Source organism: Pseudomonas sp. HMWF021 (genome assembly GCF_003061005.1).
In the GTDB taxonomy this organism is placed as follows: Bacteria; Pseudomonadota; Gammaproteobacteria; order Pseudomonadales; family Pseudomonadaceae; genus Aquipseudomonas.
This window is the reverse complement of sequence record NZ_QAIK01000160.1, coordinates 1-18,095: the sequence shown is the minus strand read 5'-3', so window position 1 is coordinate 18,095 and position 18,095 is coordinate 1. Positions and strand designations below refer to the sequence as shown.

At 58.6% G+C, this 18,095-nt stretch carries 9 protein-coding genes; 7 read left to right on the top strand and 2 right to left on the bottom strand.

What is annotated here, in order from left to right:
• The 6 genes from DBR18_RS29765 to DBR18_RS22940 form a co-directional block, all read left to right on the top strand.
• The coding region (locus DBR18_RS29765; protein ID WP_256588858.1) for a CS1-pili formation C-terminal domain-containing protein at positions 1 to 492 on the top strand (492 nt) is incomplete at its 5' end.
• On the top strand, positions 492 to 1,763 hold the full coding sequence (locus tag DBR18_RS22960) for a hypothetical protein (RefSeq protein ID WP_256588857.1): 1,272 nt from the start codon (positions 492 to 494) through the stop codon (positions 1,761 to 1,763). The genes DBR18_RS29765 and DBR18_RS22960, both read left to right, overlap by 1 nt.
• A 36-nt stretch (positions 1,764 to 1,799) precedes the next feature.
• The gene (locus DBR18_RS22955; protein ID WP_108592032.1) at positions 1,800 to 2,540 is read left to right on the top strand and encodes a pilus assembly protein; all 741 of its coding nucleotides are present in this window, start codon (positions 1,800 to 1,802) and stop codon (positions 2,538 to 2,540) included.
• Between the two features lie 44 nt (positions 2,541 to 2,584).
• Complete coding sequence (locus DBR18_RS22950; protein WP_108592031.1) at positions 2,585 to 3,088, top strand: CS1 type fimbrial major subunit; 504 nt, start codon at positions 2,585 to 2,587, stop codon at positions 3,086 to 3,088.
• Between the two features lie 70 nt (positions 3,089 to 3,158).
• Complete coding sequence (locus DBR18_RS22945) at positions 3,159 to 4,370, top strand: hypothetical protein (RefSeq protein ID WP_256588856.1); 1,212 nt, start codon at positions 3,159 to 3,161, stop codon at positions 4,368 to 4,370.
• A gap of 154 nt (positions 4,371 to 4,524) precedes the next feature.
• On the top strand, positions 4,525 to 5,766 hold the full coding sequence (locus DBR18_RS22940) for a hypothetical protein (RefSeq protein WP_256588855.1): 1,242 nt from the start codon (positions 4,525 to 4,527) through the stop codon (positions 5,764 to 5,766).
• Positions 5,767 to 5,801: 35 nt separating this feature from the next.
• On the opposite strand, the gene DBR18_RS22935 is transcribed toward DBR18_RS22940, so the two are convergent.
• The gene (locus DBR18_RS22935; protein ID WP_108592029.1) at positions 5,802 to 10,937 is read right to left on the bottom strand and encodes an NEL-type E3 ubiquitin ligase domain-containing protein; all 5,136 of its coding nucleotides are present in this window, start codon (positions 10,935 to 10,937) and stop codon (positions 5,802 to 5,804) included.
• Between the two features lie 82 nt (positions 10,938 to 11,019).
• Positions 11,020 to 14,127, bottom strand: a complete 3,108-nt coding sequence (locus DBR18_RS22930; protein WP_108592028.1) for a transglycosylase domain-containing protein — start codon at positions 14,125 to 14,127, stop codon at positions 11,020 to 11,022.
• Positions 14,128 to 14,671: 544 nt separating this feature from the next.
• Between DBR18_RS22930 and DBR18_RS22925 the strand changes: the two genes are divergently transcribed.
• A partial coding sequence (locus tag DBR18_RS22925; protein ID WP_108592027.1) for a hypothetical protein occupies positions 14,672 to 18,095 on the top strand: 3,424 nt, incomplete at its 3' end.

Here is an 18,095-nt window from a genome sequence, read left to right as displayed (position 1 = left end):
CTGCACGCCCACGACATGAGTGGTGGCAGTGCGCGCCTGCGTCCCGGGCGCAATTTCATCCCGAACACGGCCTACAAGAACAGCACCGTGAGCTTCGATTTCGATGGCACCGACGTGCCGGCGGCAACCATTCAACCGGCGCGCTCGAACTATCACCTGAACAAGGGCGGCGTCGATTACCGGCAGATCCGCGTAATGAAGACGCTGACCGTACTGGGCCGTCTCATCGACCCGCAGGGCAAACCGCTCAAGGGCCATCACATCATCAACCACGCCAGCCGTGGGGTAAGTGAGGTCGACGGGTTCTTCTCGATGGAAATGAACGCCGGCTCGCCGACGCTGGAAGTGCGTCGCGGTGATCAGTTGCTGTGCCAGTTCCGCCTCGATCCGGCAACGCTGCGCAACGAAAACAACGTGCTGATGATCGGCGATTTGCGTTGCACGGCAGACACCCTGGCCGATGTGGCCCGACATCCTCAGAAGGCCGGTTGATGATGATCGGTACAGGACAGGGAAAGTCCCGCGCATGGGTGGCGGCGATGGGGTTATTGAGTTTGATGGCGCCGGTTTCAGCAACGGCTCTTGACTTGAACATCACCGCGATCTTCAAGCCGGATCCCGCCAATCCGCTGAAGAACGAGTTCAAGAACACGACTCAGCAAAGTGGTTATTGCGAGCAACTGCCGGCGTATTGCATGAACCCGCCACTGGTGAGTTTTCGCTTGCCGATCACGTTTTTCACATCGCAGCCAATTCCCGCCCATCATTCCTCGGAGTTGCAAGGGGCGATGATTCAGCTTCCCGGACAGTGGCGACGACTGCAGGTGACTCACACCACTACCGGTAAAACCGAGGAAGTCGAAGTCCGGGTTGCGGGCTTTGGTACGGTGCATCGTACAGCCATACCCGTGCAAACTCTGGTCGGTGACCCGGAAAACACGTCTTCCTATACGTCTTGGGGGCGCCTGTGGGAGGGCGGCAACTGGGCAGAAGGGGTTGGCCCATGCAAATCCACCGGCTATCACGGCGCAAGCAAGTGGATCTATGGCTTCTTCCTGCGGATGGAGGAGATTGACGGCATCTGCGCCAGAAAAGCCCTTTTCGACATACCAGCGCTGCGTTACGACTATCTGGATCTGGGCTACCAATTGCGTACGCCCAAACCACTGGATATGGCCACCGGAGTGTACGTGGGCAACATGCCCTACAGCGTCGGCCCCGGCGGTGACATCAGTGCTGGCAACAACCTGCTGCCCGAGGGCGACACTCTGGTCAATCTGGTTTTCACCCTGACCGTCGAACACGAACTGAAAATCGACGTGCCGCCGGGCGGCCTGCGCGTGGTGCTCGAGCCCCAGGGCGGCTGGAACGCCTGGCTGCAGCAGGGGCGCAAGCCGGTGCGGTTGTTCCGTGACCAGACCTTCAACCTGCATGCCTCATCGCGTTTCAAGATGCTGCTCGAATGCGAGTTTCAGTCAGGCAATACCTGCGGCATCCAGAACAGTGAGGCGCACCGGGTGCCGCTGGACATCAAGGTGACCCTGCCCAATGGCCTGGTGGACGGCGCCGGGGCGCCTGTCGCGAACCGGCCGCTACGCCTGGATGGTGCAGGCACGGAGTTGTTCCAGCCGACTTTTTATGTCGATCGCCAGCCGGGAACGTTGCACTTCGAAGTGCCGTCCAGTTCGGTTGAATCCATGCTGTCCCAGGGCGCCAGCGTTTATCGCGGACAGGTCACCGTGATCTGGGATTCGGAAGTCTAGACAGTTCAAACAAGTTCAACGAGTGAGGTTCGGTATATGAAACGCTGGATGATGTTGGTGGCGGCAAGCCTGATTGCGCACGCGGTACAAGCGGCGCCGCAGATCAATGTCGGGGTGGTCTATGACTATCTCGACGGTGACAAGAGCACCTACCTCAAGCGGGTGTTCAATGGTGGCGACAGCACTGCGTTCGTCAAAGTGACGGTGCTGGAGATCGTCTATCAACCGGATGGCACGATCCGCGAACTGCCGCTCAAGAGCAGCAGCGACGGTGCTTCGCGTGATGGCTTGATGGCCAGCCCGGCGCGGCTGATCGTGCCCGCAGGCGGCATGCAGGGCACGCGCCTGTTGTTCTTGGGCGATCGTGATCGCGAGCGCTATTTCCGCGTACGTTTCGTGCCGGTGGTGCCGGAAAAGGAAGATGAATTCGCGGTGTCCAGCGACGAGCGTGAGGCCTACAAAAAAGAGATCAGCGCCGGGGTCAACGTGATGGCAGGTTACGGCACGGTGTTTTTTGTGCGCCCCGCGCAGACCCGTTATGACAGCGTGATCGTGGATACCCCCGGTAAGTATCAGATCACCAACAACGGCAACAGCGTGGTGGTGGTCGATGAATTCAAGGACTGTGCCGTCGATAAGGAAACCGACTGCCAGCCGACCACCAAGCATCACATTCTCGGTGGCAAGACCTTCGAGTTCGCCAAACAGGCCGGCCGTGAGTACCGCCTGAAACTGGTGGAAGGCGCCAGTGTGAAAAGCCTGCAAGTCAAAGGTTGAACCGCAAGTCCGCACAGCGCGCGTGCAGCGCTCAGGTGATCCCCATGTACAAGAAAATCAGTTTCATCAGCGTCCTGGTTATCGGCCTTGGGCAAATCGCCCTGGTCTGGGCGGCCCGGGAGGAGCAGACGTTCGATGTGTCGGTGACCATTCCGACCCAGGCGTTTTATGTAGTGCCCAGTGATTCGGGCTGGATCCACCAGGAACAGCGCTTGAAGTGGAATCTGGCCACCTCGCGGCTCGAAGGACTGCGCAAGGACTTCGATGTCCGTCATGAAGCCGGTTCCATCGCCGCGCGCCTGGAAAACCCGGCCTATCTGTCCAACGGCATGGCGAGCGATGACATTGCCTTGCGCGTGCTGTTCAACGGCAAGGAGTTGAGCCATCTGGAGCCGGCCCTTGAAGTGGTCAGTGCGGTGGATGCGAAGTGGGGCAAGCGTGTGTTGCTGGAAATCATGCCGCTAGTGCCGGCGGGTGGCGAGTACAAGGCAGGCAACTACTTCGGCAGCGTCAACATGATTTTCAACGCGGTGCTGCCGGATGCGTGAGTCGCCGGCAGTGGATTACGTGACAGGTCAGGGGGCCTACCCAATGCGCTCGATAATTGGCGTTTGCACAATGGCTGGTCTGCTGGTCATGGGGGTAGCGGCGCCCGTTTTGGCGCTGGATTTCCCGATCACGGCAATATTCAAGCCTGACTCGGCCAAGCCCAACGACAACACGTTCACCAATACCACGCCTGTCAGTGGCTATTGCGCGACCTACCCGACGCAGTGCAGTCAATTCAACATGTTCAGCCTGGATCTGCCGATCCGCTTCGACGCTGTGAAAGAAATACAACCCGCTCACACCGACCCGCGCCAGGGCGCGATGTTTTCCGTGCCGACCCAATGGCGCCCCCTGACCGTGATCCATGCCGGGACAGGGGAGCAGAAAACGGTAGAAATCCGGATTTCCGGCATCGGCTCCCGATACATCCTGAGTACGTCGGCAGCAGAGCTGGTGGGCGAAACCGATATCCTGCGAGGTCACCAGTTGTTGTGGGCCACAAGCTCCTGGGTCTATCCACCGCCACCCTGCCAGTACAGCGGTGTCGGTGCCTACGAGCCGAATTACTATCGTTTTTTCTGGAGAACGCCGACGCAGGGTGCTTGCGCCAAACAGGCGCTCCACCGGATTCCCGACATGTATTTCGACTCGCTCAACATCGCCTACGAACTGCGCACGCCAAACCCTTTGGGCATGTCCTCCGGCCAATACACCGGCAACATGACGTACAGCGTCGGCCCGGGGATGGATTTCGACATGGGGGACGTGATGATCCCCAACGATTCCGCGATCAACCTGAGCTTCGCTCTGACTGTTGAACACACCTTGAAGGTCGATGTGCCACCCGGCGGTAACCGCGTCGAGCTGGTACCCGAAGGTGGTTGGCAAGGCTGGCTGGAACGGGGGCGCAAACCGGGGCGATTGTTCCGTGACCAGACCTTCAACATCTCCGCCAGTTCACGTTTCAAGATGCAGCTGCAATGCCAGTACGCGGTGGGTGATACCTGCGCCGTCGAAGACACCGCCGGTAACCGCGTGCCGTTGCAGGTGGCGGTGAGCCTGCCGGCGGGGCTGGGCCGCGAGGACGGCAGCCCCGTGCATCGCCAGCCGCTGAAACTCAGTGGTGCCGGCACCCAGCTGTTCCAGCCCAGGTTTTACGTTGATCGCGTTGCCGGCGCTTTGCATTTCGAAATCCAGCGCGCCGATGTCGAGCAGATGCTGGCCCGTGACGCCACCACCTACAGGGGAAACGTCACGGTGATCTGGGATTCGGAGGTGTGAACGGTGTATTGCCGCAGGTGACCGCGCAAACGCTGGCCGCCGGCGAATACAAGTCCTGTAAGTCCTTCGATAGCGTCAACATGATTTCCAATACGGTGTCGCCGGGAACATGACTCGGCGGTATTACATCAAGTTCGTGCTCAGTGGAGCAGATATGCAAATTTCTCGAATATTCGGCATGTGCATGCTCGGATTTTTTTTCGCCATGGTTTCGAGGCCGGTGCTGGCAATCGATCTGAACATTCTGGCTTCGTTTCAGCCAGATGCGGCGCGTCCAACCCACAACACCTTTACCAACCAGACCCCGCAGGGCGGTTATTGTCTGTCGTTCCCCGCCGTGTGCAAGGGGCTGAACATGTTCAGCCTGGAACTGTTGATCAACTTTTATTCGAATGCGCCCATACAACCCGATCACAGTAACCCGCGTGCTGGCGCCATGTTCGATACCCCGGTGGGCTGGCGACAGTTGCAGGTTGTCAACTCGAGAACGGGCGAGGAAGAAACGCTGGAAATCCGGATCACCGGTATCGGCTCGTTTTACGTGTTGAACAGACCCGCCAGTGAACTCGTAGGTAACCCGGATGACGGGAACGCTCACGCCACACTCTGGGGCGGGCGCACCTGGACGACTGCACCGCCGCCCTGTACCCCGACGGGGATGTCCGGTGGCAACACGACGCTGTTCGGCTGGTTCTGGTTTACGCCTGCAGCCGGTGTCTGCGCCAAACAGGCAAAGTTTCTGATTCCCGCAATACGTTACGGCTCTCTCAATATTGCCTACGAACTGCGCACGCCAAACCCTCTGGGCATGTCATCCGGCCAATACACCGGCAACCTGACGTACACCGTCGGCCCGGGGATGGATTTCGACATGGGCGACGTGATGATCCCCAACGACTCGGCCATCAATATGAGTTTTACTCTGGATGTGCAGCACACCTTGAAAGTCGAGGTCCCGCCCGGCGGCAACCGTGTCGAACTCGTTCCCGAGGGCGGCTGGCAAGCCTGGCTGAACCGTGGGCGCAAGCCGGGGCGGTTGTTCCGCGACCAGTCGTTCAACATCTCTGCCAGTTCGCGCTTCAAGATGCAGATGGAATGCCAGTACGTAGCAGGGGACACCTGCGGCGTCGAGGATACTGCCGGCAACCGCGTGCCGCTGCAGGTGGCGGTCAGCCTGCCGGCGGGGCTGGGCCGCGAGGACGGCAGCCCGGTGCATCGTCAGCCGCTGAAACTCAGCGGTGTCGGCACCGGACTGTTCCAGCCCAGGTTCTATGTTGATCGCGTTCCCGGCGCGCTGCATTTCGAAATCCAGCGCGCCGACGTCGAGCAGATGCTGGCCCGTGACGCCACCACCTACAGAGGAAATGTCACGGTGATCTGGGATTCGGAGGTGTGATCGCGAGCCCGGCGCAAACCGGGAACGCTTGACGGTTACTGGCTGGCTCGTTGCAGTGCCTCGCGGGTCAGATCGCGGGCCAGTTGTTTTTCCTGATAGCCGAGGTCTTCGAACAGTTTGGCGCTGGTGGCGTCCGTCATGACGTGATCGGTAAAAATCAGCGTGTCATCGATCGAAAGTTCGTCGACAGCCTGTTTGATCTGACTCTTGAGTTGCTCCTTGCGGCTACCCGTTGCAGCCACCCATTCGGGCTGCTGTTCGATCAGTTGTTGCAGCATGTTTGAACGTTGTTCAAACACCTGGCGATTTTGCGCGAATCGACCGGGCCAGGTGTTTTCCAGGTACGTGCTCCAGAATTCCTGGGCGAGCATGTTGTTGTACAGGCCGTCGTCTTTCTCATTTGCTTCGATGCTGATCCTGGCGTTTTCGATCATTTCATCCGTAACACCGGCAATTTGCCGATAGAGCATGCCTTTTGATTGCCATGGCAGGTTCAGTCGATCGGCCAGGCCAGTCTGGTAAGCCAGATAAATTTCGACTTCCTCCGTGTGGCCTGGTCGGGAGCGTGAATCGCCTCGGGCGATTTCATCGATCTGCTCCAGCCGTGACGCGCCTTTGGCCAGGGTCACCAATGCGCGTTCCAGCGGCTGTGCATAAGTGGAGAACGCGTAGGCCTCCGATACCATGACTTCGACACCCATCCTGTTGAACAACTGCGCAACGTTGTCGCCACAGGTGGTGGGGCTGGTGGCTTCGGCGAACAGCCTCTTGCGTAGCGAGCTGTCGTAACTCATGGCCTCGACCATACGCCACACCCGTGCACTCAATTGTGCCCTTGCCCGGCCGCCTACCTGGAAGTCGTGGGTTTCCATCAGCCTTGCGATGACTTGGAAAAAACCATTGGATCCCGGTTCCCCTTCCACATCTCGCCACGCCTCCTGGAAAAAGGATCGCGTGAGTTCGCCTCGTGCTCCCCAGGATGATTCATGGGTGATTTCCCAGTTGTGCATCAGTTCAAGACGGGCGGGATAGGGATATTGCAGCGCTGGCATGCCCACGGAGCGACGATAGTGTTGCCATTTTACTTGCAGTACTTCCGGCAGGTCCGTCATCCGCAAGCGCGTGCGGGCAATCAGAAAGGCGTTATCGGAGCCGGCGGGCTGTACCGGCAGTTCATCCAGCGGGTTGTCCAGCAGATTCAGCTTGAATCCCTTCGGACGTTTTTTCTTGAACAGGCCTTCCGGCCAGCGCTTGATACCAGTGTTGGCGAGGTTCAATACCTTGAGCCTCGGCATGCGGCTGACGTCGGGTGCCTCGCCCAGAGGATTGAGATTGAGGCTGAGTTCTTCCAGACGCGTCAGGTTCTTCAACTGTGCGGTGGCTTCAGGCGTCATCGCGATATGGTTGTCGCTAAGACGCAAGGTTTCGAGCAAGTGCATTTTGCCGATACTGTCCGGCAGCTTTGTGAGGCTGCAGCCACGGGCGCTCAAATGGCGTAGTTGCGGCAAGTTGCCCAAAATCAGGTCAACTTGGCTGCGCACGCCGCGATCCACATTCAAGGTCGTGATCTGATCGGTCCATTGCTTCAGGTCAGGTAACTGTTTCCACCAGCGCTCCAGTTCCAGTGGGAAAAATTCGCTCGACAGGTCGAGTGTGTAACCGCCTTCCAGCGTCACTGCGTGCGTGCCGAATGCCTGCGACTTGCGCTCGAAGCAAGCGCGTAAACGGTCCACGATGAACCTGCCGCCTTTGTGCTGGTAGTCGAAGATGTCTGGTCTGACATCCAGTGGTTGGCCCCCTATGTCCAGCAACTGACTATCGTGAAAATTTTCCAGCCGGGTGCGAAGTTCTTGCAGACTCAGCTTTTCCTGCTTGATCAGTTCCAGTGCATCCCCTTTGCTGGACAGGGACTCGGCATATGCACTGATCTCGCTGTCGCTCAGGTGCGGATAAAGCGCCTTGATGTGTTGCTCCACAGTGCGTGGTGATCTCGATGGGGCGGGGGTGCGGAGCGCACTCAAGGTTTCGAGGGCGGCAGTCCTTCTGAACGGTGGCTCGACCAGCCGTTCACGTCGTGCAGCTGCAGGCTGGTTCTTTTGCAGCAGCCATTGGCGCAGTTTTTCGCCATCGGAGATCTTGTAGCCGAGTTTGTTGCGTTGGTAGTCGGGCAGCGCGCGCAGGATGCCCTCATAGAAATCGGTAGCCGATCCCGGAAAAACGAATGTCGGGTCGTGCAACTGATACCGCCCTTCGTCATCCCTGACCAGAATCCGCACCGTGCCCGCATCGGCCGGGCCGGCACTGGCCCGCAGCGTGCCGCTCACGTTCTGCCCGCGCACTTCGATTCGCAGGTCGGCGAGTACATCGCGGTCTGCCTCCAGGGTCTTGAGGATCAGCTTTTCGCTGTCGGCCGACATCATCGACGGTCGATGCAGCCCTTCGAGCGCATGGCCGGCACGGGCCTCGAACTGCATGTCGCGGGCCTGGCTCTTGACGCGCAGCGGCAGGTGCGAATCGTCAGCCATGGCCCGGCGCTCTGATTCACTGACGTGCGCGAGTATCCGGTTCACTACGGGTTTGGGGGTGTCGGGTACGTGGCTGCGGATCAACTCCCCCTCTGGTGGCAGGCCACCTGTGAAACTTTCCAGGTGATGGTTGAATATCTCTTCGCGGTGCCTGCCGGCAATCTTCACCAGATGCTGGCGTACGATGCGGGCCTTTTCCGCCAGCGACCGGCCGCTGTTCAACGGCACGGCGTCGATCTGCAGTGGTTTGCCCTGGTACTCGAGGGTTTCGATCACAGTGCGCAGCAGATCCTTTGACGTGATCTCGCTTTCTTGCAGTTGCACGATCAGTTTCTTTCCTGCCGGTGCCGTTGCGCCGGTGTGTTCCCAGACTGTCCGGCCCTTGTTGTCGATGATGCGCATCGATACCTGGTCTGGCCACACGCCATAGCGGGTCAGCAGGTCAAGTTGTGCAACGGCGTCGGCTTTCAGGTACAGCGCCGGATCATGGCTGCCCAGTTGCTGCGTCAGGCGCTGGAGCCTGTTGTCGATGCGCAGGCGGCTGAGCTGGTCTTCCAGCAGTGGCGGCATTTTTTCCTGTTCAACGTAAGTGCGGCGCAACTGATCGTAGGTGGTGCCGCTGATGCGCCGGGCCTGTTGCAGTTCGGTGTCGGTCAATCCATCGCTGGCGGGGCCAAGACGTCGCAGCAGGGTATTGTTGTCCCACTGCAGCGGCTGTTCACCTTCGAACAGATGGATGCCGCTGCCGTTGTGCAGCAGTCGCGGCTGGTAGGCATCGGTTCTTTTCGGATGCACGGCGCGGCGTTCGCCCGTGGCCGGATTCTCGCGGATCACATAGGGACGGTCGGCCAGTTTGACGACCTTGTTGTCGAAGTGCTGGTAGACACCGGTGGCATCGGGCTCGATTTGCGTCGGCAGTGCTCGACGGTATTGATACGGCGCCGGGTCCGGTTTCCACAACCGGACGTTGCCGTTCGGCAAGCGCACGGCCTTGAGGTTTTCGACGAACGGCGAGACCGCGTAATGAAAGACCGGTGCCAGTGCCACGGCGGTGGCGACGTTTTCCAGCACATCGGTGATGTGTGCCCAGCCTGCCTGCTTGTCGCCCTCACTCAGTTCGATAGCGCCTTCGAGGGTTTCATACAACAGTTGGCCGACCATGCCGACCATCATCACTTCACCTAATACCGGTACGAAGGTGGCGAAAACGCCCAGTGCGATCATGCCGATGTTCAGGTAATTGGCAAATCGGGCGGCGCGACTTTTCTGGTCTTCGTCGGCATTGGGCACCGCGATGATCCGTGCATCGTCAAACAGTCTGTCGAGGGTGGCGTCGCAACCGTGTTGCCAGAGGTCATGGGACTCCCAGAACCAGTCGATCCTGATGATGCTCGATGAGATGTTGAAATTGGGATCGTCCTGGGCCTCGAGGGCGGTGCCTGCGTCAGAAGGGCGGGGCAGGGGGCCAATGGTTGCCTCTTCGATAATGCGTGCCCATTCATGGCGTCGCCAGGTGGTCACGAATGATTCAGGCGGCCCGTCGATCAGGCGATCAGTGAAGCGCGAGATGAAATAAGTCAGGTGGCGCTGCGGGACGAAACGGCTGAAAAATCGCTGATAGGCGGTCAGTTCGTTGGCCGGATGCGGCCATGGTGGTGTTTGCAGCTGGCGGGTCAGTTGCGCGCGAAACGCTTCCCATGATTCATAGCGTTTGAGCGGATGCTCGGGATCGTCCGGGATGTAGGCGATCAGGAAACCCTTGTGATAGCGGTTCCTTTGCATAGGCATGAACAGGATGCACTCGTTCATCCGTTTGCCCATCACCGTGAGTGCGCGGAAATACAGCTGCTTTTCACCCAGCATGATGGTCTGTTCGCCCTGGACAACCCGTGTCATCAGATCGAAATCGCTTTGGCCGATGTCGTTTTTCAGCAGGGCGATGTACGCCGCGCAGGCGAGAGCGCTTGTCTGCTGGCGGGTGATGCGCTGGCGAACCACGGCGTTGGCGAACGGGTCCCCGGGCCGCAAAAACGCTTCGAGGTAGGCCTGATATTGCTGGCCGATATCGAGGCGGCGGCATAACCGGGTGAATTCACCGATGCTCACACTGGTGGGCAGTCGCTCGAAGTGACCGCGCGCATCCGGTCGAGTGATGAAACGCGAGGACTGCTCGTAGAAGTCGTCTGCGGTTTCGTCTTCTTCGAAGTTGTGCAACGCCGCTTGCAGGAGGGAAAAGGTCTTGACCTGGAAAGCGCCGGTCTTGATCCCGAATATGCCCAGTGTCCTGGGGCAATACAGGCGCAGCCAACTGGTGTCGGGGTCGAGGTTGCTGTCGAGCTTCTTCAGTTCAGGGGTCAACAGTTCACGGGCGAACTGTTCGGCGCTCTTGAGTCTGGCGAACAGACGATCGCGATCATTTTTGGCTTCGGCCAGTTCTCTGGTGTAGCGGGCCAGCGTGTCTTTCTGGGCCGTAGTGGCGTTTTCGTACCAGTCGGGCAGGATCGGCGAGGTGGCTTTCAGGGCCTGGCGTTGCGCGGGCTGGGCCTTGATCAGGTGGTCGGGCAGTTTGCTTTTGATCAGTTCGAAATGCACGCCTTTGGCTGCTGGCGTCGCGGCAGCGTTGGCTGCCTGTTCGGGAGTGGGCACGGTTCAGATCCTTCTGAGGGTTGAAGAAGGTCTGAGGGTAACGGCGCGGTGACCCGCGCCGTGCGCTACATAGATATGGCCGTCAGCGCTCGGCCACGGTTTTCTGGCACAAGGTGTTGCCGTCCGGCTGCAGGTAAGGCGACAGGAACGGAGCCATGCCCTTGAGTACCTGCACCGGCAGGGCCGAGGTGAATTTGAACGCTTCGGCCGAGCGCCCCGGGACGAACGCCGTCAGCGTGCCGAAATGGTGATCGCCGATGTAGAACACGAACGTTGCCGTGCGGTTGATCGACTTCGAACTGAGAATCCGCCCGCCGGAGCCGATGGCTTCGATGCGGTTGTCACCGGTGCCGGTCTTGCCGCCCATGATCAGCGGTGTGCCGTCGGGCGTCTTGAAGCTGCCGGAAACCCGCTTGGCGGTGCCCGAGTCCACCACTTGTGACAGCGCTTCACGCATGGCGCTGGCGACTTCCGATGGCATCACCCGTTTGCCGACATGCGGATCGTTGGTCAGGCGCGTTTCATAGGGCGTGCCGGCGGCAAAGTGCAGGCTGTCGATGCGCAGGGTCGGCATGCGCACACCGTCGTTGAGGATGGTGCCGATCAGTTCGGCCAGCGCGGCAGGGCGGTCGCCGGAGCTGCCGATGGCGGTGGCCAGTGACGGCACCAGATGATCGAACGGGTAGCCGACTTTCTGCCAGCGCTGATGGATTTCCAGGAACGCTTCGATCTCGAGCATGGTGCGGATGCGGCTGTCGCGCGCGCCCTTGTGCTTACTCTTGAACAGCCAGCTGTAGACCTCCTGACGCTCGAACTGGCTGGCCTTGACGATCTGGCTGAACGTGGCGTCGGGGTTGTGCAGCAGGTAGCCCATCAGCCACAGATCGAGGGGGTGAACCTTGGCGATGAAGCCCTGGTCCGGCAGATCGTAGGTGCCCGGGCCGTAGGCGTCGTACAGCCGGATCAAGCGGTCATCGGTGAGTTTTTCGGTGAGTTTGGCGCCCTTGAGATGTGCCCGCACGAAGGTGTTGAAATCTTCCTGACTGGCGTCGGGCAGCAGATAGCGGTGCACGGCCGCCATGCGGATCGGCGTGGGGCGCATGCTGTCGAGGAAGGTATCGAGGCGCGCCTGGGTGTCTTTGTTCCGGTACTTCTTCCAGAACTTGAGCAGGAACGAGGTGCCTTCGCGGTCGGCGAAACTGGCCAGGTATTCCTGGCGGCGCGGGTCGCGGTCGTCCTTGAGCAATTCGGCGCTGCTGTTGGGGCCGGAATAGGTGACGTAACGCACCACATCGCGCATCAGGCGAATGAACGGCAGGTTGATCGACTCGCGCAGGGCATCGCGCAGGGTCGGCATGCGGCCATTGTCTTCCTTGCGAAAGTTGTGGAACACGTGCAGCCCGCCACCGGTGAAAAACGCCTCGCCCGGGCTGGCCGAGTATTTGCGGTCCAATGCCGCGCCGAGCATTTTCGGCAGGCTGCGGTCGCTGTTCTGGATCAGGTAATCAACCACCCAGCGGCTCAGGCGATCCTGCTCCGGGACATCGACCTTTTTCAGCTCCGGCACGGTCATGGCGGCGTACTTGTCATGCAGCTCGGAGATGATCTGCAGGTAGGTGGTCAGCACGCGCATCTTCGCCGTCGAACCGAGTTCGAGCTTGCTGCCTTCGTTGATGTCGAACGGCTGGTCGGTGCTGTCGGTCTGCACGCGCACGCGCGAACCGTCCGGGGTCAGTTCGAAAAGGGTGAAGCTGTAGCGCACCTGGGTGGTGCTGGTGGGCGTCAGCAGACGTTCACCAATCAGGCCGATCTGCGCGGCGTAGGCCGGGTCGGCAAGTTTCTTCAGGTAGTCGGTCGCCTGAGCCTGCAAGTCGCCCTGCAATGTGCTGGTGGCCGAGAGGTCGAGACGATCGAGGTCATACAGCGGCCGGTTGAGCATTGAAGTCAGACGACTGCGGGCGACACTGATGCCCTTGTTGGTTTCGATCGGCTGAATGGTCGGCTGGGTCTGCCAGTCGCGGTAAGTGACCTTGCTCGCCAGCGCGGCATCGGCCAGCGCGCTGTCGATCACGCCGTTCTGCTTGAGCAGGCGCAGGTGGCTGTCGGTGAGGTCGGCGAGTTCTTCGCGGCCCTTGGTCAGGTAATGCGAAGGGCGGCGCTGAGCGATCATCAGCGAGAGCATTTCGCGCAGGGCCAGGCCTTTGTCGGCCATGGTTTTCGGGTCGGTGGCCGGGCTGTTGAGCTGTTCGTTGGCCTTGTTGAAATCGCTGCCGTACCAGACGCGCAAGCCTTCGGCCATGCCGTGCACTTCGCCATGCCCCGGCACGGCAGAGAGGGGCACGCTGTTGAGGTAGTCGCGGATGATGTTCTGTCGGGCGCCGAGGGTCTCGGGGCCGGGCTGATAAGCCCGCACACTGGCGGAAATCATCTGGCGGATTTTCTCCGCGCCGGACACGGTCAGGCCGTCAGGCGAATGCCGGTATTTTTCCAGTTGCGTGGCCAGGGTACTGCCGCCAGCCGATTGCCCCGGCAGGTGCAGCAACTTGGCCACCTGCGACCACGCAGCCATGCCGAAGCGCGGCCAGTCCACCGCCGGGTTGGCCATGGGTTGTTTGGGGTCGAGCAGGAAACGGTTTTCGATGAACAGCAGGCTGCTGACCACCACCGGCGGAATCGCCGAGAAACTGGAATACAACTGCTGCGGATACTTGTACTGATACATCGGCGCAGCCGTGCAGTCAGTGATCGAAAGCCCGGCCTGGATCTTCTCCGAATAGGGCACGAACAGACCCTTGTCGGTGTAGCCGAGCAGTGCCGGAGAGAAACGGGTCTGTTCGGTGATCACGTAGTCGCGCTTGAGCAGGCGCGGCAGAAACTCATCGAGAGAGCTGTAGCCCAGACGCAGATCGAACGGCCCGTTGCCCGGATAGCGGATCGCTTCGCTGGGGCCGGGTTCCAGCCGGTAGGTCAGCGAAGCAGCGTACTGGCTCAGTTCTCTGGACTGGAAACGCGAAGTGCGCATTTCCTTGCTCGCCGCCAGGCCCACCACGATGCCGATAATCAGCAGCAACAACCAGAACGCCTTCCAGCCATGCCGGCTGCGGCGTTTTTTGGGGGGGACAGGCGCTTCATCCACACGTTCAGTCGGAACCACGGCTTTACTCGAATCGGTTTGCCACAAAGCGCCCATAGTCGATTGATCCATTCACGCAGATTGATCGGACTTGACTGAAGCTTAGACGGTGGTTTGGCGATGGGAGGGGGAATTGTGGAGGGGGGCGGATTTTTCTTCGGGCGGGCTCAGCTCACGCGGGGCAACTGCACTGGCTGTCACGACATGACTATTTACTCGCTGTCATACCGTGTCGGTAAGAATGAAAACATGCATATGCAAGTGTTTCCGGTTACTGGTAATTCTTTGTCAGAGATATGAAAGTTTGTAAAGGTTACCATCTATAAGATTTTTTGTTGTTTTCTGATTTCAGGCGTCACAGCACTGAGGGTTTTTAACGTGCGCGCCGATTCAGATAGTCCGTGAGCGATGTATTCAGATGTTGCGTGATGATAGTTGCTCTTTGTGTGCGGTTTTTACCAAGGGCCAAAAAGGCACTTGGCTGTGGTTTGCATACGGTGATGTATTTATGAAGTAACGCTTGTGGTCTTTTTTTTGGGATGAATGCTGTGGTGTTCTTTTATCTCATTTGAACGCAATGTTGCTCATTAAGGAAGTTTGTATGTCAGTCCCCGATATAACTTCATTGGTCGCTGTATCTGAAGATAATGAAATCAATCCATTGGATGAACTTGAACATATTGTTGCGCACGCTTTTGGCGACTTTAGCGGCGCATTATCCTGGGCGTTGCCGTGGAGCGCCGAACAACGAAAAAAAGCCCGAGACGCAGCGTCAGATTACCTTCGGACGCTCGATAGCCACGGCAAACCGGGCCTGGGAATACTCGATCATCTGAACGGCGACAAGTTACTTTCGAGTGACGCATTGGCAGATCCCGCCAGCGCATTGGAAACCCTCGTACGCAGCCCGCGTGGTCAAGCACTCGGGCTTGCAGTACAGACAAGGATGAACTCGGTTTCCACCGATACCAGCATCGATGAACACGCTTTGGCCGGTATCCAGCTGATCTTGGGGCGCTACTCCATCGATATGGCTGACCGGAGCATCATTGCTGATTTCGATTTGGCAGATCCCCGGCATTGGGGGCAAACCGCTGCAGCGGTGGTTGCAAACTTGCGGGAGTTCTTGCAGAAATCTTCCAAAAGCAGTCCTGCCATGTCCGGTTTGACTGCATACGTCGTGCTAGCCGCGTACGCCAGTGTCTATCTGATCAAGGATATTCCTGACAGCGTGAGGTATGGCAGTTCTGCCTGGGTCAACCTGGCGGTTGCCGCTGCGGTTATTGAGGCTCAGACACCGGGCAAAGTTGCCAATATGACTTTCGGTCAGGTAATGCTCTACGCGGAACACATAGCACCCTCTTATCCGCAAGTTACCCAATTGGCCCACACCTTGGCGATTATCGACTGGGGATTCATCAATGGCCTGATCGAAGAAAAAGCGGATGATCGTCTAACCGACGAGGAATTGAATACCGTTAACTCAGAGTTCAATCGGCAACTGAAAGACCGGCTTGAGGCGTCGAACCTGTTGACTGTTCAGATTCCCACGCGTAAAGACATCGCCTTGGCCAAACTTAAACAGATGTTTCCGGCCGCTGTTCCGTTTGAAGAGCGTCTTTTCTACCACGGTAAGGATGTTTTTATTAACGGCGGCCGAGATAGCCTGCATTCGGTGCTGGACATTGCAATGATGGGGGGAATTTCCTCTTACACATGGAAGACAGACAGGCAGCAGTTTGAATATCTGCTTCCCGCCGTCAATACCCTGCATGAACTTGATGTAGAGAATAATTTCACTAGCCGGTTTGGCGCCGCTATTGGCGGTCTCAAGCAAGGCATCATTTTCACCGTCAGGCATCTGATTGCTCGGTTACCGCTGGCGGACCGGGAAAACCTGGAATATGGAAAAATCGATTTCTATCAGCGCAAGACCTACAGCTTGAGTACCTGGTTTTGGGGGCGAAATCTCACTGCGACGAACCCCGAGTTGTTGTTGAGGGTGGAGCGAAATGGCGAAGTGGTGACGTATTTCATCAACTTGCATAAAGGCGAGATTGGAAGAAGTCATGGCCACTCTGCAGAGGCATTCGAGCGCGTTGACGAGCACGTCCCGAGTGTCATATACGCCACTGAACTCTTCGCGTCTGAAGTTCCGTTGACCGCTGTCTTGGGTCAGTCGAATCTACCTACGCCCAAAAGTTACTCCAGTGAGCGAACCCGGCTTATTGCTCAGACTTTTGTCAAGCACCTGGACCTGGACAATGAAGACATCCTGCTGGCCGCCAAGGGCCACACGACCAGTGAACTGCAGCATTCGAGACTCCAGGCTGTCGCGGACTTCCTGCTCAACCTGATACCTTTCAAGTCGGCCATTACCAGTTTTATCAAAGGCGACTACCTCGATGGCGCAGTGGATCTGTTTTTGGACGTACTGGGGTTCGTCACCGCTGGTGTAAGCGTTGTCGCGAAGTTGACGAAACTCGCAACCAGTACCGCATCGGCACTCACCAAGGCTTTGCGCGCTGCCAGAATCATCGGCACGTTTGTGCTCAGCGAACTCAATCCGCTGAGTGTCTTCAGGGCCGCTGGTGAGCTTCTGGGCAAGGGGATCGTATACGTCGGCGTCAAAGGGTTGCAGCAGTTGAGAAAGCTGCGAGGCGCAGGGCGCGGGACGCAATTGCTGTTTGCCGTGGGAACACACCGAGGCTCGATGCTGATGGGGACCTTCAAGATAGGTGAACACAGTATGGAAGGCATCGGCGTATTCAATGATGGCAACTGGTATCGATATGACGCCAGAACTGATCGGATCTATGGTGCCCCAGCCGATTTTCATCCAACGATTGGCCGCGTGGTTTTGGGCGGATTCGATAACAGGGATCTGGCTCGTTTTGCTGTCAAACCTTCGGAAATTTCCCATCTCAAGGCCAATGCCCCAGGCATTTTTCGCAGTGCCGACGGGCAGCGCTTTTACATTCGCAACATTGATGCCGCCGGCGAGGAGGCGGTTTACCGGATCAGGAACGATTTCACCCTGAGCGACGATCTGACCGACGTCATCATTATCGATCCCGCGACCAATCGGGCGCACGGCAGCCGGCTCAGGCGGGCAGCGCCGGATCAATGGGAGCCGTTGGCGGCACGCGGCGGTGACCTTGCGCCGGCTCTGCCGGTTGGCACTGTTGTCGAGGAAAGTACCCTTCTCGCGGGCCAGTCCGTGCACATCTCGACCAATCCCTTGAATCGCCACTCGCCGTTCACTCGCAAGCGGCTGCCCAATGGTCTATGGGAGCCTGTCATCGAAACCATTTCTGCCAGGCAGACATCGCACCTGCTTTACGACTGGGGCTCTGCGTCACAGGTACGCTTTTCTTTGGAGCGCACCAACATTCATGAGGCGCTGTCGACATCGCAGATGAGCCGGTACACCGTGGCGACAGAGCTACTGGACCCGGTCAAAGCCGGCTGTAGCAAGGACATAGCGGAGCAATTGACCAGAAGTGAGGGGGGGGCGCAATTCATGTTTGTCATGGAGCGCGTTCAGCCTGCGGGTGTCTCCGGCGGCGATTTCAATGCGCTGAAGATCCATGACCCGCAAGTCGACGGACTCCCGAAGCAGGCTAATGCCGTGGCGGGTTATTGGGCACCTCAGGGCGGTTATGTCGATATCCCGTTACACCCTCAATGGGGGCAAGCGGATCATTTATTCACCCCAGGCTTTTCTGGCTGCTCGTTGGTGGTCGATCAGATGGACGCCACGCGCCTGCGGGTAAGGCATGTCGAAGGCGCAAAGGAACTCGCTCAGTACAACAACCTTGGCAGGGAAGAACACGGCCTGGGTTTGAGCGCGTCCATGGAGTTTCATGACTATGGACTACGGATTGCTCAGAACGGCGCCCCGGATTCGATCCTGACCGGATTTGCCTTTATGAAATACGACCGCACAGTGGGTTCCTGGAAGCTTCACTATCAGTCCAGCCAAGGCGCTGCCTCCATCGTTAAGTTTTCATCCATGAAGCCTG